This is a genomic window from Pseudoalteromonas sp. Isolate6 (genome assembly GCF_022398435.1).
GTDB lineage: Bacteria > Pseudomonadota > Gammaproteobacteria > Enterobacterales > Alteromonadaceae > Pseudoalteromonas > Pseudoalteromonas galatheae.
Genome location: NZ_JAKEVK010000015.1, coordinates 25,244 through 48,462, shown reverse-complemented (window position 1 = coordinate 48,462; position 23,219 = coordinate 25,244). Strand labels below are relative to the sequence as shown.

The following is a 23,219-nucleotide window of genomic DNA, read 5'->3' as shown; positions in this document are numbered from 1 at the left end:
GTATAAACACTGGACGACCCGACGCCTAGCTGCTAACTTATAAAGCCACAAACCTTTAAGCTTTATCAAATCAACCTCTCTCGTGAAACTAACGAGAATGACAACTGTAATAAAGAACCCACCAATATGCATTTACGCGAATTAAAAGACAAGTCAATCAATGAACTTGTAAAACTTGCTGAGTCCATGGGACTTGAAAACGTAGCTCGTTTAAGAAAACAAGATATTATCTTTGCTATTTTGAAAGCGCACGCGAAAAGCGGCGAAAATATATACGGCGGCGGTGTTTTAGAAATTTTACAAGATGGCTTCGGCTTTTTACGTTCTTCAGAAGCATCTTACCTAGCTGGTCCTGATGATATTTATGTTTCCCCGAGCCAGATTAGACGTTTCAGCCTGCGTACCGGTGATACCATCAGTGGTTTAATCAGACCACCAAAAGATGGCGAAAGATATTTTGCATTATTGAAAGTTAATGAAGTTAACTTCGATAAGCCAGAAAACTCACGTACCAAAATCCTATTCGAAAACTTAACGCCTATTCATGCTAATGAGCGTATGGTGATGGAACGAGGAAATGGTAGTACAGAAGATATTACCGCTCGAGTACTGGACCTTGCTTCTCCAATTGGTAAAGGTCAGCGTGCACTTATCGTTGCACCGCCAAAAGCAGGTAAGACAATGTTGCTACAAAACATTGCTCAGTCCATCACATACAACAACCCAGATGCAACATTGATGGTACTACTCATCGATGAACGTCCAGAAGAAGTAACTGAGATGCAGCGCCTTGTTCAAGGTGAAGTTATTGCCTCTACGTTTGATGAACCAGCCAACCGCCACGTTCAGGTAGCAGAAATGGTTATCGAAAAAGCAAAACGCTTAGTTGAACATAAGAAGGATGTCATCATTCTACTTGACTCAATTACACGTCTTGCCCGAGCATATAACACGGTTATTCCTTCATCAGGTAAAGTACTAACCGGTGGTGTTGATGCCAATGCTCTTCACAAACCAAAGCGTTTCTTTGGTGCCGCACGTAATGTTGAGGAAGGCGGAAGCTTAACCATCATTGCAACAGCACTTATCGATACCGGCTCTAAGATGGATGAAGTTATCTACGAAGAGTTTAAAGGTACGGGTAACATGGAACTACACCTAAACCGTAAGATCGCGGAGAAACGTGTATTCCCAGCTATCGACTTCAACCGCTCAGGCACTCGTCGTGAAGAACTGCTGACGAAGACTGATGAGCTTCAAAAGATGTGGATCTTGCGTAAGATTGTGCATGAAATGAGTGAAATCGATGCGATGGAATTCCTTATTGATAAGCTTTCCATGAGCAAAACAAACGATGAGTTTTTCGACTCAATGCGTCGTAAGTAAGTAGACTTAGAGTCTAGTTATTGAAAAGCCAGCTTATGCTGGCTTTTTGCATTTCAGGTTCGCCAACTACCTGTTTTTGTTCTATACCTACCTAATAAAATTAAACTAGATTTGAATAATGAACCAAGGGACGTAACATGAAGCCGAGTCGTATTATTGCCGCTGTCACACTGTTTAACTTGGCTTCTGTAACACTTGCAATTACTTTTATTTCCTCAGATGCGATTAAGATAGCTGCTGCAGCTGGTACATTAACACTAGGAGCGTTATTGCAATTCATATGTTTTAAAAGCGCTTCCTCTGCAGAAAAACATATGGAACATCTCGTTCGAAACTTTATCACCGACAGTGGGGTAGACCTTACCTACCGCTTTAACGAACAAGATAAAAATATCTCTAAATCCTGCCTACTAATGAATGATTGCTTTGCTGTCATCGAACACATCATTAGCGAAGTCTACTCCTCCTCTTCGCGGCTTCACCCTATGGCAGATAGCTTAAGAGATACTTATGCATCCATGACACAAAAAGCGACGCTACAGCATACTCACGGTGAATACTTAGCGACTTCAATACAGTCTATGTTGGAGATTTCTGCGCGCCTGGATACTAGTTTAGAGCAGATCTACGCATCGGTAGAGAATGCTACAACGGCGGTGAAACAAACCCGATTAGACACCGATAAAAGCCAAGAAAGTCTGCTTACACTTGCGGATAACATCAAAAAAACCAGTAAACAAATAGAACTCCTCAAAACCGACAGCAATGAGATTAGCTCAGTACTTGAAGTGATTAACGGTATTGCGGAACAAACCAACTTACTGGCGCTGAATGCTGCAATTGAGGCCGCACGAGCAGGAGAGCTTGGCCGAGGCTTCGCCGTTGTTGCCGACGAGGTGCGTAATCTGGCAGCACGAACGAGTCAATCAACCAAAGAAGTAAGTCAGGTTATTAGAAAAATACAATCCGGTACTGATTCTGTTTATGCGCTGATGCAAGCGGCGCTAGAAGAAACAGATAACACAGTAAAATTAAGCGAAGCTTCTACAAAAGAAGTTGATGAAATAGAAAACTCGATGCTCTCTATCAACCAAATGTCTCATGATATTCATCAGCAAGTTGGGGAGCAAAAACAAGCTTCTGACGCAGCTCAAGAGAGCATAGAGTCAATGGTTCATCTAAACTCTGATGCCCTATCGAGTACGAAAATACAAGCTGTGTCCAATCGTGATCTCATTGCCCTATCACAAAGCATTCATGAAAAGCTGTCTATTTTTAAAATCGCTGACTACACACCGGAACTAGATACCAGAAAAGATAGCTCCCGAATATCTATCAGTGATGATACGCAACCTGACAATTTGAAGGTGGATGACTCCGACGATATAGAGCTCTTTTAAGAGGCCAAAGACTCTTGAGATTTTAGTTGATCGCACAACGCCAAAAACAAAGATTGGAATTGCTCTTCACAACCCTGCTTTAGCACTTTTTCAAACTCTATTGCGATGTTTGCAAGTTCTGGAAATTCAAACATTGAAGCAGCTCCAGCAAGTTTATGGCATGTACTCTGAAGTGTAGCCAAGTCTTTGTTTTGCCAAGCGTCAATTAATAAGTAACGCTCTTGCTCAAAGGTATTTGAAAAGCTATCTCGCAAATCCGATAAATCGATCTTAAGCTCATATGGCTTTCCTTCAGACTCAAGAGTTAAATGTGTATTCAAGACCCCTAATAATTCATTTTTATTAATCGGCTTACCAATATGTCCATTGAATCCTGAATCAATATATGATTTGACTTCTTCTGTCAGCACATTTGCCGTGAGCGCATAAATTGGCCCCATATAACCTGCTGAACGAATAATTCTCAGCGCCTCGACACCATCCATCCCAGGCATTTGAATGTCCATCAAAACTAAATCTGGAAAATCACTCAGACACTGTTCGACTGCCCTTGCACCATTTTCGGCTACGCATACCGTCGCACCAGTACGCTCTATCATACGTGAAAACAATTGACGATTTTCAGGATGGTCTTCAACAACCAGAACACTTCCCGACAGCTGTGGCTGTTTTAATTGTGGAATTTGAACTTCAGCATTTTCGGTGTTGAGATATACCGTACAAGGCACACTAAAGGAAAATACGCTGCCTTGATCGACGGCACTTTGTACGTTGATTTCACCATTCATCATATGCGCCAATTGACTAGATAGACTTAGCCCCAATCCTGACCCACCAAAGCGCCTCGTGATACTGTTGTCGGCCTGTTGAAAGTTCTCAAATATTCGCCCAATCTGTTGCTCACTCATGCCGATACCTGTGTCTTCAACGGTGAACAACAAGCCATGATGCGTCTCAGATACAGCTAATTCAATCCTGCCTTTTTCTGTAAACTTCAAGGCATTACTGAGCAGATTTATCAGTATTTGTTTTACTCGGATGTAATCGAGGCGAACATAGGCATTTGATCTGACTTGAGAACTCACGATGAATTCTAATTGCTTACTCTGGATGTTTTGTTGGAACATATCGCATAAGTCGGCAAGCAAGCTGCTAACCGCAAACTCTGTGGATTCAAGCTCTAAACGCTCAGCTTCTATCCTGCTAAGGTCAAGAATATCGTTGACCAGATCCCTTAAATGTAGCCCCTGATTATAAATAGTTTTAACCGACGCTTGCACCTGCTCATTTAAGTCTTGTTCGACTAGGAGGTCTTCCGCATGACCCAACACCGTTGTCAGTGGCGTTCGTATTTCATGGCTCATATTTGCCAAAAACTGGCTTTTAACTCGGTTAGCCGCCTTTAATTCATCCGCCTTTTGTTGAAGTTCGGATGTTCTAAGTGCGACTTTTTGACTCAACTCCAGTTTTGCTCTTTGTTCGACCTTGCGTCGATACAAGGCGAAGGCGGTTAGCAAAGTTAATATCCCAATGACAACACCCAACAACTGTAACTGACTGCGCTGTTCTTCTTTTAATAACTGTAACTTTTGCTCTTGCTTGAGTATCTCAACTTCACGAGTCAGCTCACTGGCCTCATATTTAGCACGATAGTCATTCATACGCTTGAGCATATCATCATTCATCATGCGGTTTTGCGCTTCCTGATTTTGCGAGTCATACTCCCTTGCACGCTTAATATTACCTTGTGCAGCTTCGATTAGGGCAAGCAAACCAAGCGCCTTTCGCTCTCTCTTTTGTTCATGCATTATTCGACTTGCAGCTAAACTATGCTCTGCATTAGTCAAAGCTTCATCCAGTCTGCCTTGCGCAAAGAAAATCTTTGCCAAGATAAACTGAGCTTCCATAAGGTTGGCAGGGTTTTGTGACTTTTCGGCATAGTAGAGCGCGAAGTTTGCTTCTTTTTCGGCAAGTTCTAATTGGTTTTGTGAATAACTTAATAAAGCAAGGTTACCATATTCAAATGATAGATGACGAACATCATTCTGGGTTTCATAATAAGCAATTGCCGCTTGATAAGAAGCTTTAGCAAGCGCTGGACGCTTAGTCTCCGTGTACAGCACCCCAAGGTCAGCTTGGGCCAGCGCCGCACCATATTCATCGTTTAACTCGACGAATGCGCTTAGCGCATCATGGAGCATCTCTTCCGCTTTTTCGTAAGCAGCTTGACGGATATAAACACCTGATATGTTCAAAAGGATATCAGCATGATCTTGAGCATTACCAAACTCTTGATATAACTCATCCGCTTTTAGAAAATTTTGCAATGCCAAATCGAGCGTAAAGCTATTAAAGTAGGCTAGTCCTAAGTTGCTATATAAATTCGCCACTTCTATCGGGACGTTACGTTGCTTGGCCAACGCCAATGCCCGTGAATAAAAATCTATAGCCTGCTGATAATGGCCTAGATAAAAATAGCAAATACCTTGGACTTTTACCGCATTAAAATGGTTGTCACTCAATGTATTCTGTTGCGTTAGCTGTTCTAGCTGATTAAGAAAGGTAAGTGCATCTTTGAAATGATTCTGTTGATAAGCAGACTTACCGAGGCTAAGCAAAAGATCAATTCTGCTAGCCTTTTCCAGTCCTTGCTCACCAAGTAACTCAGCTCCAAGGATCTTTTGTTGTTGCCAATCAGAGGTTTGCTTTACCTCCGCAACACGTTCAGCAAATGTAATACTGTTTAACGCAGCGTCGGCGCAAAAGGAACTTGAAAGAAACAGACAACAAACAATCACAGACCATGGCTTTTGTTGCCCCCATAATTTCATTCTTGCTCTCCGTTGCCTATCATTTAGTCTGCGTGGTAGTGTGAAGATACACCAAGACTAAAGAGCCGACAATGTTCAATCCGCTAACAGATGTTATTTTTAGATTAATTTGTCAAAATCAATCTTTAAAAGTGCACACTATTGCCGCCGCCCTGATGGAGCAACAGCAACTGCCTCGCCTTGATGAAGATGAAAATAAAAACCTCTTCAAGCGTAACTTCTTGATCATGAATGCTCTTTATCAACTTCAGCAAGAGGTATTCGCCGAAGGCCAATACCTGCATGTTGAAGCACTCAATATTTATCTGTCACCACATTCTGGTGAGCATCAATTAGCATTAGATGATCCACTCAGAAGTTACTACTTAGACTGGCAGCATTACGAAACCAGTGGTGAAGAAGTGAGTGCTCTGTTGGATAACTTTTGGCAGCACTTTGCATTCAATGGCGCTCGCCGGCAAATTGATATCAAGGCTGACGAATTAAACGCGATTAAAACACGCTGGCGACTGCCTAACAGTTATGATCGCAGGGTGTTAAGCCAATGTTGGAGAAAACTGGCTCTGACTCATCACCCAGATAAATCAGGTGATGAGGAGACTTTCAAACGCTTGATGAATGAGTATGAGATACTTAAACAGACCTTAAGCACGTAAGGCTTTATAACGCTTATTTTTAATCTTACTATTGTTAAGCTTACGTAGTGCAGGCTTTACTGCCTCGCGTTTTACCGCCACGAATGTTTGCACGTCATAAATATTGATCTTACCAATTTGCTTAAAGCTAATCCCCTCTTCACCCGTCAAACTACCTACGATATCTCCTTTGCGGAGCTTTTGCTGCTTTCCACCTTCAATCATGAGGGTCACCATGTTCGACTTGTAGGCTGGCTTTTCGAGTAGTGAATGACCCGGCAACGTGCCATGTTTTAGCTCTTGACCATATATTTCCGCTAACTGTTTTATTTTGAAGGCTTCTTTTTCTCCATAAAGAGATACTGCGATACCTTTGTGCTCACCCCGACCCGTGCGACCAACACGGTGAATATGCGTCTGCGGCTCAAGCGCCAAATGATAGTTAACCACAAGCTCAACTTCCTCAACGTCGAGCCCTCGAGCAGCAACGTCAGTGGCAACTAAAATATTGGCACTCTTATTGGCAAAAGTGAGCAATGACCACTCACGCTCACCTTGATCTAAATCGCCATGTAACTCGACACAAGCAAGTCCGGTCTGGCGTAATTCTTCGAATAGTCGCTTAGTCTCAGCTTTGGTATTACAAAAAACGATACAGCTTTGCGGCTGGTGCTGCATTAACAGCACTCTCAGTGCGTTAAAGCGCATTTTATTGTTGTCTAATTTATAAAAGGTTTGCTTAATGCTGTGGTGTGCTTGTTCTTCTTTCGCTTCAACAAACTCTGGCTCACGCATATATTGCTTAGCCAGTTTCATGATCTTGTCTGGGTAAGTCGCACTAAACATTAGTGTTTGTCGAACTTCAGCCACATACACTAAAATGCTTTCTAGCGTTTCAGTAAAGCCCATATCCAGCATCTGATCAGCTTCGTCGAATACCACAGTCTGCGTTTCAGTTAGCATGAGTGAGCCATTAAAAACATGCTCTTCAACCCGACCAGGTGTACCAACAACAATATGCGCACCATGTTGCAACGCCCGTGTTTGAGGTTCAATTGGCATTCCTCCGCAGAGTGTTTGCACTTTGACGTTATTAATTAGAGCCGCAACTTTTCTGATCTCTTGTGCGACTTGATCAGCCAACTCTCTCGTTGGACATAACACCAAAGCCTGAACTTCATTGCACTCGGGCTGCAGCTTATTCAGCAGCGCAAGTGAGAACACCAGTGTTTTGCCAGATCCAGTTTTCCCTTTCACGACTAAATCTTGTCCAGTCAACGCCAGTGCTAAACTCGCAGACTGTACTGCCGTTGGCACCACGTAGTTAAGATCTACAAGGCGCTGAGCAAGCGCTTGGTTTAGAGGTAATTGAGAAAATGAAGTGATCGACACAGTGCTTTCCTATTCGCTATCTTAATCGCGTATTTTATACCAAATGTGTAAATTCGCTAACCGCTTTACTCTATTATTCCAAGATAAAGCGCCCCTAGATTGTGGATGAATTATCCTCATCGCAATACACGGACTTACATCAAAATTTATGCTTTAATCTCTCGGTAACTCCATTTTTACCAAGGATTATCATGAAGTTTAAATCACTATTGGCATTTGGTTTATTAAGCGCAGGTTTGAGTACAGCACTGCAAGCCGAAGAATTTACTACACAACAATTAGAACAAGTTAAACAAGTCAGAGAAGCGGCAAGCCACAGCAACCTAAGTTGGCAATTACTAGAATCCCTCACCACAGAAGTAGGCCCACGCTTACCGGGTACCGAAAATGATAAAAAAGCGGTAGCTTGGGCACAGAAACAACTTGAGCAATTGGGATTTGACAAAGTCTGGCTTGAGGAAGCGACCTTTCCTGAATGGCGCCGCTACCATGAGTCTGCAAAAATACTGATACCGAGCGAACAACCGCTACACCTTACGGCACTCGGTAACAGCGTCAGCACACCAAAAGATGGGCTAAGTGGTGAGGTAGTTTTATTTGAAACTCTCGATGAGCTGATTGCCGCGCCAGACAATAGCTTAAAAGGTAAAATAGCTTTTATTAATTACCGCATGAACCGCGACATTGATGGTAATGGCTATGGACCTGCGGTAAGAGCTCGTAATAGCGGCGCCGTAGAAGCGGCAAAAAAAGGCGCTATCGCTTATATGATGCGCTCAGTCAGCACCAGCCATCACCGCTTCGCGCACACTGGCGGCAGTCACTATAAAGCGGGAGTGACAAAGATCCCGTCTACTGCAGTTGCGAACCCAGATGCGGATCAGCTAGCACGCCTTATCAACTCCGGTCATACCGTTAAAGTCGCGCTAAATATTCAAACCGAGGACTTAGGTGAAGGAACCAGTTACAACGTCATCGGCGAATTCACGGGTACTGAATTTCCAGAGCAGTATGTCTTGATTGGTGGTCACTTAGACTCTTGGGATCTGGGTACTGGGGCACTTGATGATGGCGCTGGTGTTGCATTAACGATGGCAGCAGCTAAACATATTGCCGACGTAAAACGCCCTAAACGCAGTGTTCGCGTAGTCCTATTTGCAGCAGAAGAGCTGGGTCTTTGGGGCGCAAAAGCTTATTTTAAAAAGCATCAGGCAGAATTAGACCGCATTGTGGCCGCGTCAGAGTCCGACTTTGGTGCAGATGTAGTCTATGCGTTTGAGTCAAACGTAAATGCAGCTTCTTTACCAGTCGTGCGTGAGATTGCTAAACAGTTGGCACCTCTCGGTGTTACTTATATTGGTAAAAATAGCGCACATGGTGGCCCCGACTTAATTCCGCTTAAAAATACTACATCAGCGCCAATCTTCGCGTTACATCAAGATGGCACGGACTATTTTGATTATCACCACACAGCTGATGATACACTTGATAAAGTCGATCCGGCAAAGTTAAAGCAAAACACTGCAGCGTACGCCGTATTTGCCTTAATGGCTGCCGATGCTAAAACGAAAATGGCTGGGAAATAAAATCTTACATTTATGGGGACAAGTATACTTGTCCCCTACACTCAAGTTGCCTACTTTAGACATACCCATACATGACTAATTATTAGAATATGGAAATCAAAAGCGTACTCTTTTCCTATTACGACACAATATTCAACTTTATCAGTAAATATAAAGTTGCCGTGTCGGCACTGATTGTGGTCACTATTGCACTTTACTTTTTTAACCAACACCAACAACAAGTCGCCAGTTATAAAACGTATTTAGCGTCTCCACAAATCGACGACCTGATTATTTTTGATGCTGGTAAAAACACAGAGCAAGTCTATGAACCCGCTTTTCAGGTATTACAAATTACTGAACTGACAGACGAAAACATTGAAGTGAAAGAAAGTGCCTACACTTATCGTACGATGCGTAACATCACCAGAGATATACGTGTCAGCATGCTAATGACCGATCATTATTTTAAGCCACAAAGACTGACATTAGAAAAAGACAACCTATTAGACTTACTTGACGATGAAATGATTGTTTCCGTCTACAGACCCGTAGGGATCCATGTGCTGGGCGGCGTTGTTAGACAAAGGTTTAAAAAGCCGAAGCCACTGTATAACGGACCTAATATCTCAGCACAGAACCAAGAAGCAATTCGCGCTTACAGCCAAGGAGATTTTGAAGAAGCAAAAATGGGATTTGCAGCAGCGGCTAAAACCGGCAATTCGTGGGCGCAATATAACTACGCAACAATGCTACGTGACGGTGAAGGCGGTGAAAAAGACATTAAAAAAGCTATCCACTGGCTTAAACTTGCCGCAGAGCAAGGTAATTATAAAGCACAAACGGCTCTGGCTAAGTTATGCCAAGATCACCCCTGTTAACTGTGGCTTTGTTTGTGATACTGCATGGTTAAAACGTTTGCTTCAAACTCTTGTTGTGCCACGGGCTTAGAGTGAAAATAGCCTTGCGTCATATCACAGAGCAAGCTTTTTAAGAACATCGACTGCGATGGGGTTTCAACCCCTTCCGCAATCACTTTTAAATTCAACTTGTGCGCCATCAGGATTATCGCACTGACGAGCGCTTTGTCTTCTTCATCTTCAGGTAAGTCACGAATAAAGGTTCTATCAATTTTTAATTTAGAAAGCGGGAAGCGCTTGAGATAACTTAACGACGAGTACCCAGTGCCAAAATCGTCAATCGCCAATTCCACGCCCATCTCTCTTAATGCTTTTAATTGCGACAATATTTTGTCTGAGTTTTCAACCAGTACCGACTCCGTGATTTCTAATGTCAGGTGTTTTGCTTCCAGTTTGGTATCTCTAAGCACTTTTCTTACTACTTCGACCATATCTTGGCGTTTGAACTGAATACTAGAGACGTTAACCGCAATGAATAAGGGTCTACCATAGCTGTCTTGCCAAGCTTTAACTTGAGAGCAAGCATGATAAAGCACCCACTCCCCAATCGGTAAGATAAGACCCAACTCCTCGCAGACAGGGATAAACTGGTCGGGTGAAACATGGCCCAGCAATTCACTTTTCCATCGTAACAATACCTCACAGCCAACGAGGTCGCCGTTGCCAAGCTGTGAAAAAATAGGCTGGTATACCAGTGACAATTCACGATTTGATAGTGCTTTATGCAAGGCACTTTCTAAGACGCTACGCGCTTTGGCATGTTGATGCATCGCAGAGGTATAAAATTGAAAGCAGTCACGACCATGCTCCTTCGCTTTATACATTGCACTGTCTGCGTTACGTAGCAACACTTTACGATCGGTTCCATCATCTGGATAGAAAGTGATCCCCATACTACCAGAGACATAAGCTTCGTGCCCTTCCAAATGAAAAGGGTTGGCTAACGCGCGTAAAATCTTAGTCGCAACCAGCTCTAAATCACTGATAGAGCTGATATCTTGTAGCAGTAACGCAAACTCGTCCCCACCTAATCTTGCAACGGTATCAGAGCTTCGCACGCACTCATTAATACGGTTTGCAGCCTCTTTGAGTAGTAAATCACCAATATGGTGCCCAAGCGTATCATTTACTGCTTTAAAGCGGTCAAGATCGATAAAACAAATCGCAAAGCGTTCTTCTAGCTGAGCTGCTCGCTTCAATGCTAAATCAAACTTAACGTGATAATGATGGCGGTTTGCAAGGCCCGTCAAGCTATCAAAGTTGGCTTGTTGCCACATCAACTGTTCGTTGCGTTTTCTCGAGGTAATGTCGCTAAATAGCGCAACATACATATCAATTTCCCGAGCCTCATTAAACACAGCTGACACCTGCAACCAACTTGGATAGATTTCACCATTTTTGCGCTTGTTCCAAATTTCTCCTTCCCAATGGCCTCTGTTAATCAAATCATCATATAGCGTATTGAAAAATCGCTCATCATGACGCCCTGAATTCAGTAAGGCTGGTGTTTCACCTATCACTTCCTCCATACCATAGCCTGTGATCTCGCTAAACGCGCGATTTACCATTTGGATTTGATTATGCTTGTTGGAGACCAACACGCCTTCTGTGGTTGTCGCAAATACCGTGCTTGCTAAACGCTGCTCTCGCTCATTCTCAAGCTCTTCTGTGATGTCTTGAATAACATAAATGAAGCCAAGCTTAGCTTGCGTTTCACTGACTACGGGGGCACACGAAACTCGAACATTACAATAGCCAAAACGCGCATCAAGTTGGCACTCAAGCGTTCCTTCCGCTAGCAACTTTTCACTATCGAGAACATCAAATAAGGTATAAATAGATTTTGATCTTAACGCTTCTAAGCTATCAAAATCCTTTAATACAGTTCCATTCACGGCTTCAATATGGTGTGTTTCATCGGTAAACACCAAGTATGCGGTCATACAATCAAAAATAGCACTGAGTTTCGCGCCTTGAGCTTGTGCGCGCTGGTTTGAACGTCTAAGCCTTACCAACATGGTCATCAATACTGCCATAAACAGGATCAAAACAGCTATCACAGCCGTTAACAAAATGACCTGCACCATATTGGCTTGTTTGATTTTTTCAGTCTGTAACAAGACTTGTTGTTCAAGATTTGCTTGGTAATGCCAGAGATCTTGCTGCAACTTACGCTGCTCGCTCATATCTTGGATGATGGAAAGTAACCTAGGTTTACCATCACTATTTTCAAACGGCGTCGAGTGCACACTTACCGTTTTCACGTTACCGCCCGCCGTCTGATGCTGGAAGATAAAATAATTACGGCCCTCATTTAGTGCTGCCTGGCGCTCATTAGCAACCTGTTCGGCGGTAAATAAGTTGATATCCTGTATGGCCTTTGACTCTAAAGCCGCCTCGCTGTATCCATAAAATGCGGCGGCAGCCTTATTGGCATCTAAAATTTTTCCAGACGTGGGTTCGATGATCAACATCACCGCACTGTGATTAGAAAAAGTATAATATGGTAACTCGTTAGCTGGTGCTGACATACAAAACAGCAATAGCAGCCCCCCGAGCAATTTTGACATCAACTTCAAACTCAGACCCCTCAGGATATCGTTTTATGCAACCGCGGCGACTATAGCGCAAAGGGTATGTGAGCTACATCGAAAGTCGATTTTTGCTTGTTTCATATCAAAACAACTCAACACACACATCTTTTTATAACAATTTATACACTTGCTCTGGTGCACTGACAAGCGGATAAGTTCTGAAAGTGTAGCCTATTTCGCAATAGTGTAGACGCAAAAGTGAATAACTAAACCTTTTCACCACCCCATCCGTACAGCTAGGAAAAATATGCCTAGTTGATATACTAGGCCAAACTCAACTCATAGTGCGCCGATGAAATACCAAGACTTACGAGATTTTATAACCCAGCTTGAAAAGCAAGGAGAACTTGTTCGTGTCAAGCAGCCCATTTCCACCAAACTAGAAATGACAGAAATTGCAGACCGAACGCTGCGAGCAGGTGGACCCGCTATCCTATTTGAAAACCCTGTAGGTTATGACATTCCAGTACTGGCTAACCTATTTGGCACACCAAAGCGCGTTGCAATGGGGATGGGACAAAGCGATGTCAGTGAACTAAGAGAAGTCGGCAAGTTACTCGCTTTTTTAAAAGAACCCGATCCACCGAAGGGAATTAAAGAAGCCATTGGCCAACTACCGGTATTCAAACAAGTGTTGAATATGCCTGCCAAAGAAGTGAAAAAAGCCCCATGCCAAGAAATCGTATTGAGCGGCGATGAGGTCGATCTCACTACACTACCTATTCAACATTGCTGGCCTGGTGATGCCGCACCTTTAATCACATGGGGGCTGACGGTAACCAAAGGTCCTTATAAAAAGCGTCAGAACCTAGGGATTTATCGTCAGCAGTTGTTAGGTAAAAACAAAATTATTATGCGCTGGTTATCACATCGCGGCGGCGCGCTTGATTTTCAGGAGTGGTGCAAAGAGCATCCGGGCGAACCGTATCCGGTATCTGTTGCACTTGGCGCTGATCCGGCGACGATTTTAGGTGCGGTAACTCCGGTTCCAGATACCTTGAGCGAATACGCATTTGCAGGTCTACTACGTGGTAGTAAGACGCAGGTCGTTAAATCTATCTCGAATGAACTTCAAGTACCAGCGAGTGCCGAAATCGTCTTAGAAGGATATATTCAACCGGGCGAGCTCGCGCCAGAAGGTCCATATGGCGATCATACCGGCTACTACAATGAAGTTGACGACTTTCCTGTGATGACAGTCACCCATATAACCCATCGCAAGGATCCAATTTATCACAGCACCTATACGGGCCGTCCGCCTGATGAGCCAGCTATTCTTGGTGTTGCCCTCAACGAAGTATTCGTGCCGATTTTACAAAAGCAATTTCCAGAAATCGTCGATTTTTACCTTCCACCAGAAGGCTGCTCATACCGCATGGCGGTCGTCACCATGAAAAAGCAGTATCCGGGGCATGCTAAACGCGTGATGATGGGCGTATGGTCTTTCCTTAGACAATTTATGTACACCAAGTTTGTCATTGTTTGTGATGATGATGTGAATGCTCGCGATTGGAATGATGTGATTTGGGCGATAACGACACGTATGGATCCTGCGAGAGACACCACCTTAGTTGAAAGCACGCCTATCGATTACCTCGATTTTGCTTCCCCTGTATCCGGCCTTGGTTCTAAAATGGGTATGGACGCAACCAACAAATGGCCGGGTGAGACCGACCGTGAATGGGGCGAGCCTATCGTTATGGATCCCGAGGTTAAACAACGCGTTGACGAAATTTGGGATACCCTAGGGATCACCATCAAATGACATATATCATCTAACATTGTGCACTCAGCTATGCTAGAGTGCACAGACTTTAGCCACGTGCTTAATAAAGGTAACACATGCAAGTATTAGCAGCAGAGGTTGTCTCAATTACACCTCTTACGGAATTTGTTCACAAAGTTATATTAAAACCTGAAGAAGCGGTGCAATTCGAAGCCGGCCAGTATCTGCAATTGGTACTTGGTGAAAAAGACAAACGTGCTTTCTCGATTGCCAGCAGCCCTTCAAAAACAGAGCAGTTAGAGCTACATATCGGTGCTTCTGGCGCTGACTCTTATGCCATGCAATCACTAGATCACCTACGTAACGCTTTTGATACAAAGCAAACCGTTGCATTAGAAGTTGGTCTTGGCGTATCTCAGATCCGTGTTGATCAAGCGCGTCCACTAGTTCTACTTGCCGGCGGCACTGGATTTTCTTATGTCAAATCTATGGCCGATCACTTGGCTGAAACGGGTTACGATCAACCAGTATTATTTTACTGGGGTGTAAAAGAAGAATCTGCGCTGTATGCAAAAGCGGAGATGGAAGCTTGGGCCGCCTCAAATAAACACTTCCAGTTTATTCCTGTGGTAGAAAATGCCAGTGAAACATGGAAAGGTCACCGCGGTTTCGTTCATCAGGCTGTGATGAAAGATATCGTTTCTTTAGAGCCGTACAGTATTTATATGGCTGGCCGCTTTGACATGATTGGCATCGTGCGTGATGACTTTATCAATCATGGTGCTGAGCGCGACTTTATGTACGCCGACGCTTTTGCGTTTATTAAGTAACCTGAGCTGCGGATAATTAATGCCTTTCTAGCAGCCAGTTTTAGCGCTAACTGCGTTGAATTCACTTCCAATAGCCAGCTATTGGTGCGTAAATTCGCCTTGCCTACAGGATGTAGGTACCTTAGCGAGAGCAGGACGCGGAAGCGGTGTTTTCCCTAAAACTCTCTGGCTAGACAAGGAAAAAACTAAGTTATGCTTTAGAAACAATGAGTTGGAACATTCCTTATCCAAACCTCAGGTTAAGTAACTTAAGCCAAGTTATTTAATAGCAATTTATCCAATGTGTGGCTGGCCTTTAGTCACACATTGAAAAAATAGAATAAACCAATCAAAACAATTCATTTTACCAAAAACCACTCGCCCGCTATTCTCTTAGTACACACAAATACCGCGAGAAGTATGATGAGTAAACTCTATGTTCGTGACATTATGTCACCCGATTTTCCAACACTAACCGCTAACACTGAACTCACTGATGCTATTAGTTTGCTGCAAAAGCATCATTTAATTGGTGCGCCAGTGGTAGATGCAAAGCGTCATCTTGTTGGATTTATTTCAGAGCAGCAGCTGCTCAAGCCTTTGCTTAATTCCAGCTACTTTTGCGACGGTAAAGTACAGGTAGGAGATTTACTGGCGACGCCAGCCCTGAGTGTTGAAGCTGCAACAACCGTTGTCGACCTCGCACAGAGAATGCAGCAAAATAGTCCTAAGGTTTTTCCCGTCATAAACGAAGGTAAAGTCATAGGAATTGTGACACGCAGCCAAGTCGTTGCGGCGCTAAAAGAGAGTTATCTTAGCTGTGCGGGATAATCCCACACAGCTAGTTCAATTTAGGCTTTCTTTGCAAGTAACGCTTTTTTATCGGCCTCACTTAAAAAAGCAATCTCAACCGCATTGCGCTGCGCTTTATGGATATCACTCAAATCTAAACCTGCCGCCGCAGCTGCATGGCTATACTCGTTATCTAGCTCAATACCTTGAACCGCAGGGTCATCAGTGTTGATGGTTGCCAATACGCCATGATCTAAAAATGCTTTCAATGGATGCGTGGTTAAGCTTTCGACAGTGCTTGTTTGGATATTACTGGTTAGGCAAGACTCGATCCCGATACGATTATCACGTAAATAGTCCATCAGAGCTGGGTCATGGATTGCTTTAACTCCGTGACCGATACGTGTTGCACCAAGTTCTTTAATGGCTTGCCAGATACTTACCGCGCCCTCAGCTTCGCCAGCATGTACCGTCACGCCAAGGTAAGCATCGCGAACCTGCTTATAATGTTCAATAAACAGCTCGCCTGGGAAGCCCAGCTCGTCACCCGCGAGGTCAATCGCAACTAACTTCTCCTTAAAGGCAAGTAGCGCATCTAGCTCATATTGGCATTTCTCAACACCAAATGTGCGTGACATAATCCCGATCAGGTTAACCTGAATGTCTTGACCCTTGACTGCACTTTGTACACCGTCGACTACGGCTTCAACAACGCCCTGCGGGTGTAGATTATGGGTTTTTGCCATGTAGTAAGGGCTAAACCTTAGCTCAGTGTAATCAATACCCTGCGCAACTGCGTCAGCAACATTTTCAATCGCAATACGACGACAAGCATCGTAGTCACCCAGTACCTTTACGCCCCAATCTAGCTTTTCAAGAAACGCCATTAGGTTGGGTGCATTGTCCAACACTTGAACATGCGGGCGTAGACCTTCAAGATCCGTTGCAGGTAAATCCATATTAAACTGCTGGCCAAGTTCTAAAATCGTTGTAGCACGAACGTTACCATCTAAGTGGCGATGTAAATCTAATAGTGGAAGTGTGTTATTGATCATAAGAGACTCGATTTGCAGTTAAAATTTTTGGGATCATACGCACCTAAACTGAGATAGCAAGGACATATGTCAGAATTGAGTATAGCTAACTTTAATGCAAAAAAGCCTGCACATTGCTGCACAGGCTTTTCTTTACGACTTTGCGATTAAATACGCTTTCTCGTAGGTATGTATTTTTTCGTAGGCGAGCTGAGCTTGCTTACTCCAGCGCGCTTCCCAAGGGTTTGCGCTTAAGGAGTCAAAGATCTTCGCAGCAAGCTCATAATCCCCCTCAGCATTGCAAAGGCAAGCCAATGCAAACAGCAGCTCCTTGTCCTCTGGATGTTTTTTCAATTGCTGCTGCAGTGCTAACTTAAGCTCATTACTACTTTGCGTACTGTGTTGCAAGTAATCCGATAACTGATGATATTGACCTTGTTTGAGCAGCTTCTTGAGCTCACCTAACACTTCAGTTATGCGCCCCTGTTGCAGCTTCACCTTATTAAGAGCTGGTATTGCATGCGCTTTTACTGCCTTAGGTAGCGTATTAAACAAAGTATCTGCTTGCTCTGGGGCTATCACAAACATGCGCTCGAACACACTCTGCCACTGCGTATCACTCCAGTTAAGCTTTTTGTGCCACTTCGCGATTTGTGCTGTAGCCTGCTCGGGTTGTTTAGCCTGTAGGCAAGCTAAAATGTAACCGCTAAGCACCGCTGAAGTTGGTTTAGCTGCAGACATTTTGTCATCAAGTAAAGCCAATGCCTGTTCACTATTATTTGCTTCCAACCACAACGCCGCGAGTTGCCCTTGGTTGTCATCCGATATTGCTTCTAGCTCCGTATTCGCTTTGACAACATCTCCTTGCTTTAACGCCGCTTTGGCTGCGATGGCACGCACATAGTCTTGGCGATCATCCGGCTGCGGAGTTTTCGTCAACAAGGTTGCAGCCTGCTCCACTTCGCCGTTAATAAATAGCCACAAACTTTCGTTCCATGCTTGTTGCGCTTTTAGCTTACGCTTTCTGGAAAAGTGGCCTTTCGTATTGACTAGACGATGCCACGACCAACGCACTATCTTAGCCAACAACACTAAAGCGGTGATGGCGAGTAATAACAAGATAGTGAAAGACACTATACTGCCTTCAATCGTGGTTTGATTGAAAGAGATCAACACATAGCCTTTCTCATCTATGAGTAAATGACTGGCGGCTAGCGCGATAAAAATAAGCGCGAAGGTGATGATTTTTGCCATCATTTTAGCCACCCTTTTACTGCTGCTGGGGTGGCAAGTTCAATCGACTCTTGGCGCTGAACTTCACTGCGGCTCAGCTTGTTTAAAGCCTGCAGCATCGCGCTCACAGGCGCTTGTTGCGTATCAAAGTAACGTGCCAACGTGTCGGCTGCACTATCAAGCGCACTGAAGTAAATGCTTGCTTGCTGATCTACTAATGCGGTTTGTGCTTGGGTTAGATAAGCACGCAGTTGCGTGCGTATAAGCAGCTGCTCGTTTTTATCTAGCAGTGGATCTATCACCACTTCATCATGGTGACGTATGGTAATAAAGTCATCAACCAACCCCTGCCAAGAGCGCTTTAAGTTCGCTTGCCAATCATCAACCTGTTGCGATAGCGCAGCATCTTCACTCGCAGTCTTTTGCGGAATTTGTTTGGTTTTTATCGTTAGCGTATCAACTTGAGACAATAAACCATGAAGTTCAAAATAAAGTGACTCAGTTTGTGGCTTAGGCAAGGCCTTCAAAGCCGCAATATCTTTAGCAATCGCCTGCTTAACAGCAGCCGTGTTTGACTCAGACTCTAGGCTCTCTTGCAAGCGCTGCAGAATAGCGATTGCGCCGAGATAATCTTGCTCTGCCGCAACCTTAAATGCAGCAAGGCGCTGTAAATACAAGGCCTCAGAGGCCACGGCACCGCTTACTTGCTGCTGCGCCTTGGCAAGCGTCTGCGTTAGCTGAGTTTCCACATGCTGTTGCTGCTCAGCCAATCGCTTTGCGACATTGTCTTGTAGCGAATCCAGCACATTTTCTACTCGCTGAAGTTGCGATTTAGCGCCACTCAGCTGGGTGTTTAATAGCTGATTTTCAGCGTTAATCGCTTGGTTAGCTAGCAACGCTTGTTGCAACTGTTGTTGCTGTTGCAAATAGACATAGCCAGCACCAGCACCACTGCCAAGCGCCACTAATAATGCAATGAGCGCAACCTTACTCACACCAGCCTTAGCGTGATGTGGCGTTACTGTTTGCTCTGCTGCTTTTAAAGCTTGCTGAGTATTTGTATTCTTTGTTTGCGATTCAGACTGAGTCATTTTGCGCCCTTGCTGCTTGGTATAGTCGATGATACTCCCTGCGATGGCACGATTATCAGGGCCATGACATACCACAATTTGAGACTGTTCGATGTTATAGGATTGCTGTACATGCTCAGCAATACGTTGACTCACAACAAAGAAAGTGCGCTGAGCCAACCAATCTTTACTTGCTGACGACTGCGTATTAAAAATCGCATCCGCTGCACTATTACTGGTAATGACTATACCTTCAATCTGCTGGCTTCGCCAGTGGTCTAACCAGCCATCTGCATTGTCTTTTACGGCAACACGTTCATAAACCACCAAACTGTCAAGGATGGCCCCCCGCGCTTTTAAAGTTTGCGCAATAACGGGACGCCCGCCTTTCCCTTTGACCAACAATACACGCTTGCCCTCAACAGAGGACAGCTGCGGGAGTGCAAGCAAGCCTTCGGAATCAGGTTGTTTAGGGTATTTAGCCTTGATATTTAGGGTCTGCTGGATAGCATCGGCCGTGCCTTCGCCAACAGCAAAAGCTGCACAATGCCCGGCTAATGGTACTTCTAACTGGTGAAAGTATCGCACCGCATCCGGCGAGACAAAAATAGCTAACTCGGCTTCGTTTATCATTGCTTTAGCTGTGTCACTCACCGCCACTTCGTTAAGCTGCAATACTGGGCAAATTACTGAACTAATTTGCTGCTGTGTCAGTAACTCAGATAAAGGTTCTGATTTGCCAACGGGTCGAGTTAGCACAACTTTCATTTAAGCGTCCCTATAAACCTCAGCAAGAATTTTATCTGCACCTTGCGCAAGTAAAGATTCTGCCAATTGAATTCCAAGTTGCTCAGCCTCTGCAACCGTACCTGAGCATTCGCCGCGCAAGATTTCACTGCCATCGACAGCCCCCACTAAGCCGCGCAAGTGTACCTGATCGCCCGAGACTTCTGCATAAGCACCGATTGGAACCTGACATCCTCCTTCCAAACGGCGGTTCATTGCTCGCTCGGCAAGTACACGAATGCGTGTATCAGTGTGCTCCAGTGGTGCGAGGAATGCTTTAGTTTGAGCATCATCGCTACGACATTCAATGCCGACAGCGCCTTGGCCATTGGCCGGTAATGATTCTTCAGGTTCAATATAACTTGCGATTCTATCAGCCATTTCTAGACGGATAAGTCCCGCCGCGGCCAGAATAATAGCATCAAATTCACCCGCATCGAGCTTAGCTAGGCGAGTATTCACGTTACCACGTAAATCCTTAATAACTAAGTCCGGACGAGCTGCTCGAATTTGACATTGGCGACGTAGGCTTGAGGTGCCAACTACAGCGCCCTCTGGCAACTCTACAAGTGAGGTATAAGTATTAGACACAAACGCGTCTCTTGGGTCTTCACGTTCACAAATAGTATGCAGCTCGAGTCCCTCAGGGAAATCAACCGGTACATCTTTCATTGAATGCACCGCAATATCTGCGCGCCCTTCTAACATGGCCTGCTCAAGCTCTTTGACGAACAACCCTTTACCACCAATTTTTGCCAATGGCGTATCTAAGATTTTGTCGCCTTTCGTCGACATCGGCACGAGCTCTACTTTTAGATTCGTATGGTGTTTTTCAAGCTCTGCCTTCACAAATTCGGCTTGCCATAGCGCCAAAGCACTTTTGCGCGTTGCAATACGTAATATGGAAACTTGTTCTGTCATGATTTGCCTTTCATTTATTGCAGCGTTATTGCCGCTGCAAAGAGTTAACTATGTGGTGATGGCAGTCAGTCGCGTGCTGCCATACACGATACTGCGAGTAAGATTATTGCTGACTATTATCCACAATGCGGAACGTCTTTTGGGCAAGCAGTTGTCCTGACTGCGTCACCACCTCAACACGCCAATCCCCGGTCTGACTCGGCATGACGTTCTTACTTGAATAAGTACGATAGCGCGCGGCTTGGATCGGCAGCTCCACTTCTGCCATCAACTCGTCTTGATGAAACCACAGGTGCGACACTACTTGATCTTTAAGCGCGTGTACTTCGGTGAAAAAGTAAAGCTTGTCACTAAACTGAGTGGTCGCGATCACATCTTTCAACACGTTCGTTGGTTCGCGGTCATCAATCATAGTAGTGAGTACAGCGCGGCTGATAAATTGCGTGTCGATTTTTGCCCCTAGCGCGACACTGGCTATGCGCGCTTCAGCATCAAATTGATTTTTAGCTTCAGCCCTTGTTTCTGTTTCTGTTTCTGTTTCTGTTTCTGTTTCTGTTTCTGTTTCTGTTTCTGTTTCTGTTTCTGTTTCTGTTTCTGTTTCTGTTTCTGTTTCTGTTTCTGTTTCTGTTTCTTCAGAAGCTTGTTGCTGTTCTTGGTCTAGTGCAATGACTTGAGCGACCTCTATTGAGGTCGTCGCGGCACCAGTAGGGGTGAGTTCGGGCGTCGTTAAAACGGTATCAGGTGAGGTATCCGCACTTAGCTGCTCGCCCTCACGCTCTTCATTAGAGTCTACTGATGCAGGAGAGTCATTCAGCGAAGTATCGGTTTTCGTATTGGTGGCATGCATAGGTACTGCCACTTGGACATCGTCTTCATCTGCGTTAACGTTATCCACGACACCATAAATCCCCGCGGTTGCAATGCCAGCAAACGCTGCCGTTGCCATAAAAATGCGTTTCCAGTGCCATTGATAGGTCACCGCTGAGGGCTTTGAGGGTTGCTTACTCACCGACGTTTTTATGACAATCTTTTGTGACATTGCTTTGCTCCTGTATCTGTCACCAGTACCTTATACCACTTAATATTAATCACTCAGTCTCGTAATTAACCAAGCGCGAATAGCTTTTAATTCTTCAAGACATACCTGATGCTCCATTGGGTAGTCTTGCCAGCTCACTTCATAACCTTGCTGTTGTAACGTGTTAAGTGCATGCTCACCTGCAAACATCGGTACGACAGGATCAGCACTGCCATGCGCCATAAAAATAGTGAGCTCGCTTTGCTGTGCTTCTGCGCTGAGCTTTTCAGGCACACACATATAAGTCGATAGTGCCATGACACCAGCCAATTTAACAGTTAAACGCGGTGCAAGATGGAGCGCAATCACCCCCCCTTGAGAAAATCCAGCTAAGACAATGCGGTTAGCTGGGATACCTTTATCTAGCTCTGCCTGAATTAACGCTTCAACCTGAGCTGATGAGTCTCGCACACCTTGCTCATCCGCTCTTTTATCCAGATCAAATGATTTAATGTCATACCATGCACGCATCAACATGCCACCATTTATGGTGACCGGCTGCTGTGGTGCATGTGGAAAAATAAAGTGTGCACCCAATTCCTCAGGCAGGTTTAACTCAGATGCAATAGGTAAAAAGCCGTTGCCTGAATCACCTAATCCATGGAGCCAAATAATACTCGCTTTATGTTGTCCTTTGGCAGGATAATCTACAAACTCCAACATTAATCGTGCTGCCACTCTATTGCGATATTTGCTTGCTTCGTCGCCGCGTCGCTCATAAATTGCCAAAACTCAGCACCTGAGCGATTATCAATCCACTGATCGCCACGCAGTTCAAAGTGATGACCATTAAACTTAGTCGCCACCCAGACTTGGTGCAATGGTGCTTGTTTGTTAATAACAATTTTGCTCTTGTCAGGGAAAATAATCTCTAGAATTCCCGATGCTGATTCGTAATCTAAATCAGCGTCACAATCATCGATCTGCTCTTCAATAGTCAACATTAGCGCATCGGCTAACTCATGATATTCACTTTCTGTCATCGTGATTTCCTCTTACTGACGCACTGCGGCATGGTGCCTAAGCTTAACTCGCTATTTGAGCAAT

At 44.5% G+C, this 23,219-nt stretch carries 18 protein-coding genes; 8 read left to right on the top strand and 10 right to left on the bottom strand.

Going from position 1 to position 23,219, the window contains the following annotated elements; genetic code table 11:
• Positions 1–126: 126 nt before the first annotated feature.
• Together rho and L1D50_RS03760 are read left to right on the top strand one after the other, a co-directional pair.
• The gene (gene rho / locus L1D50_RS03765) at positions 127–1,386 is read left to right on the top strand and encodes a transcription termination factor Rho (RefSeq protein WP_010604247.1); all 1,260 of its coding nucleotides are present in this window, start codon (positions 127–129) and stop codon (positions 1,384–1,386) included.
• Between the two features lie 137 nt (positions 1,387–1,523).
• Positions 1,524–2,786: a methyl-accepting chemotaxis protein gene (locus L1D50_RS03760; RefSeq protein WP_128725223.1), complete on the top strand. Its 1,263-nt coding sequence runs from the start codon at positions 1,524–1,526 to the stop codon at positions 2,784–2,786.
• Here the strand turns inward: L1D50_RS03760 and L1D50_RS03755 are convergent.
• Positions 2,783–5,617 (bottom strand): ATP-binding protein, encoded by a 2,835-nt coding sequence (locus L1D50_RS03755; RefSeq protein WP_138524659.1) that lies wholly within the window; start codon positions 5,615–5,617, stop codon positions 2,783–2,785. The genes L1D50_RS03760 and L1D50_RS03755 overlap by 4 nt on opposite strands.
• Positions 5,618–5,688: 71 nt before the next feature.
• On the opposite strand from L1D50_RS03755, the gene L1D50_RS03750 reads away from it, so the two are divergent.
• On the top strand, positions 5,689–6,273 hold the full coding sequence (locus tag L1D50_RS03750) for a DNA-J related domain-containing protein (RefSeq protein WP_128725221.1): 585 nt from the start codon (positions 5,689–5,691) through the stop codon (positions 6,271–6,273).
• Here L1D50_RS03750 and dbpA read toward each other — a convergent pair.
• A complete protein-coding gene (gene dbpA, locus L1D50_RS03745) occupies positions 6,262–7,644 on the bottom strand; it encodes an ATP-dependent RNA helicase DbpA (RefSeq protein ID WP_138524655.1) in 1,383 nt (460 codons plus the stop codon). The genes L1D50_RS03750 and dbpA overlap by 12 nt on opposite strands.
• A gap of 191 nt (positions 7,645–7,835) precedes the next feature.
• Here dbpA and L1D50_RS03740 point away from each other — a divergent pair, with 191 nt between their 5' ends.
• Together L1D50_RS03740 and L1D50_RS03735 are read left to right on the top strand one after the other, a co-directional pair.
• Positions 7,836–9,230, top strand: a complete 1,395-nt coding sequence (locus L1D50_RS03740; protein WP_239965551.1) for a M20/M25/M40 family metallo-hydrolase — start codon at positions 7,836–7,838, stop codon at positions 9,228–9,230.
• 89 nt (positions 9,231–9,319) lie between these two features.
• A complete protein-coding gene (locus tag L1D50_RS03735; protein ID WP_239965550.1) occupies positions 9,320–10,090 on the top strand; it encodes a tetratricopeptide repeat protein in 771 nt (256 codons plus the stop codon).
• On the opposite strand, the gene L1D50_RS03730 is transcribed toward L1D50_RS03735, so the two are convergent.
• On the bottom strand, positions 10,087–12,699 hold the full coding sequence (locus L1D50_RS03730) for a GGDEF and EAL domain-containing protein (protein ID WP_128725217.1): 2,613 nt from the start codon (positions 12,697–12,699) through the stop codon (positions 10,087–10,089). The genes L1D50_RS03735 and L1D50_RS03730 overlap by 4 nt on opposite strands.
• A gap of 316 nt (positions 12,700–13,015) precedes the next feature.
• Here L1D50_RS03730 and ubiD point away from each other — a divergent pair, with 316 nt between their 5' ends.
• From ubiD to L1D50_RS03715, 3 genes are all read left to right on the top strand, one after another.
• Positions 13,016–14,488, top strand: a complete 1,473-nt coding sequence (gene ubiD, locus L1D50_RS03725) for a 4-hydroxy-3-polyprenylbenzoate decarboxylase (RefSeq protein ID WP_128725216.1) — start codon at positions 13,016–13,018, stop codon at positions 14,486–14,488.
• A gap of 77 nt (positions 14,489–14,565) precedes the next feature.
• The gene (fre, locus tag L1D50_RS03720; RefSeq protein ID WP_128725215.1) at positions 14,566–15,279 is read left to right on the top strand and encodes an NAD(P)H-flavin reductase; all 714 of its coding nucleotides are present in this window, start codon (positions 14,566–14,568) and stop codon (positions 15,277–15,279) included.
• Between the two features lie 402 nt (positions 15,280–15,681).
• The gene (locus L1D50_RS03715) at positions 15,682–16,089 is read left to right on the top strand and encodes a CBS domain-containing protein (protein WP_128725226.1); all 408 of its coding nucleotides are present in this window, start codon (positions 15,682–15,684) and stop codon (positions 16,087–16,089) included.
• A gap of 20 nt (positions 16,090–16,109) precedes the next feature.
• On the opposite strand, the gene add is transcribed toward L1D50_RS03715, so the two are convergent.
• The 7 genes from add to cyaY all read right to left on the bottom strand — a co-directional run bounded on the left by add (position 16,110) and on the right by cyaY (position 23,155).
• Positions 16,110–17,105 carry an adenosine deaminase gene (gene add / locus L1D50_RS03710; protein WP_239965549.1) on the bottom strand — a complete coding sequence of 332 codons (996 nt, stop codon included), beginning with the start codon at positions 17,103–17,105 and terminating at the stop codon, positions 16,110–16,112.
• A 132-nt stretch (positions 17,106–17,237) separates the two neighbouring features.
• Entirely contained in the window at positions 17,238–18,341 is a 1,104-nt protein-coding gene (locus L1D50_RS03705; protein WP_239965548.1) for a heme biosynthesis HemY N-terminal domain-containing protein, read from the bottom strand.
• Positions 18,338–20,155, bottom strand: coding sequence for a uroporphyrinogen-III C-methyltransferase (locus L1D50_RS03700; RefSeq protein ID WP_128725212.1), 1,818 nt, complete (start codon positions 20,153–20,155; stop codon positions 18,338–18,340). Before L1D50_RS03700 ends, L1D50_RS03705 begins: the two co-directional genes overlap by 4 nt.
• Positions 20,156–21,094, bottom strand: a complete 939-nt coding sequence (hemC, locus tag L1D50_RS03695) for a hydroxymethylbilane synthase (RefSeq protein WP_138524641.1) — start codon at positions 21,092–21,094, stop codon at positions 20,156–20,158.
• 103 nt (positions 21,095–21,197) lie between these two features.
• Complete coding sequence (locus tag L1D50_RS03690; RefSeq protein WP_239965547.1) at positions 21,198–22,133, bottom strand: DUF2914 domain-containing protein; 936 nt, start codon at positions 22,131–22,133, stop codon at positions 21,198–21,200.
• A 45-nt stretch (positions 22,134–22,178) separates the two neighbouring features.
• Positions 22,179–22,835 (bottom strand): alpha/beta fold hydrolase, encoded by a 657-nt coding sequence (locus tag L1D50_RS03685; protein ID WP_128725269.1) that lies wholly within the window; start codon positions 22,833–22,835, stop codon positions 22,179–22,181.
• The gene (gene cyaY / locus L1D50_RS03680) at positions 22,835–23,155 is read right to left on the bottom strand and encodes an iron donor protein CyaY (protein ID WP_010378141.1); all 321 of its coding nucleotides are present in this window, start codon (positions 23,153–23,155) and stop codon (positions 22,835–22,837) included. Before cyaY ends, L1D50_RS03685 begins: the two co-directional genes overlap by 1 nt.
• Between the last annotated feature and the right edge of the window lie 64 nt (positions 23,156–23,219).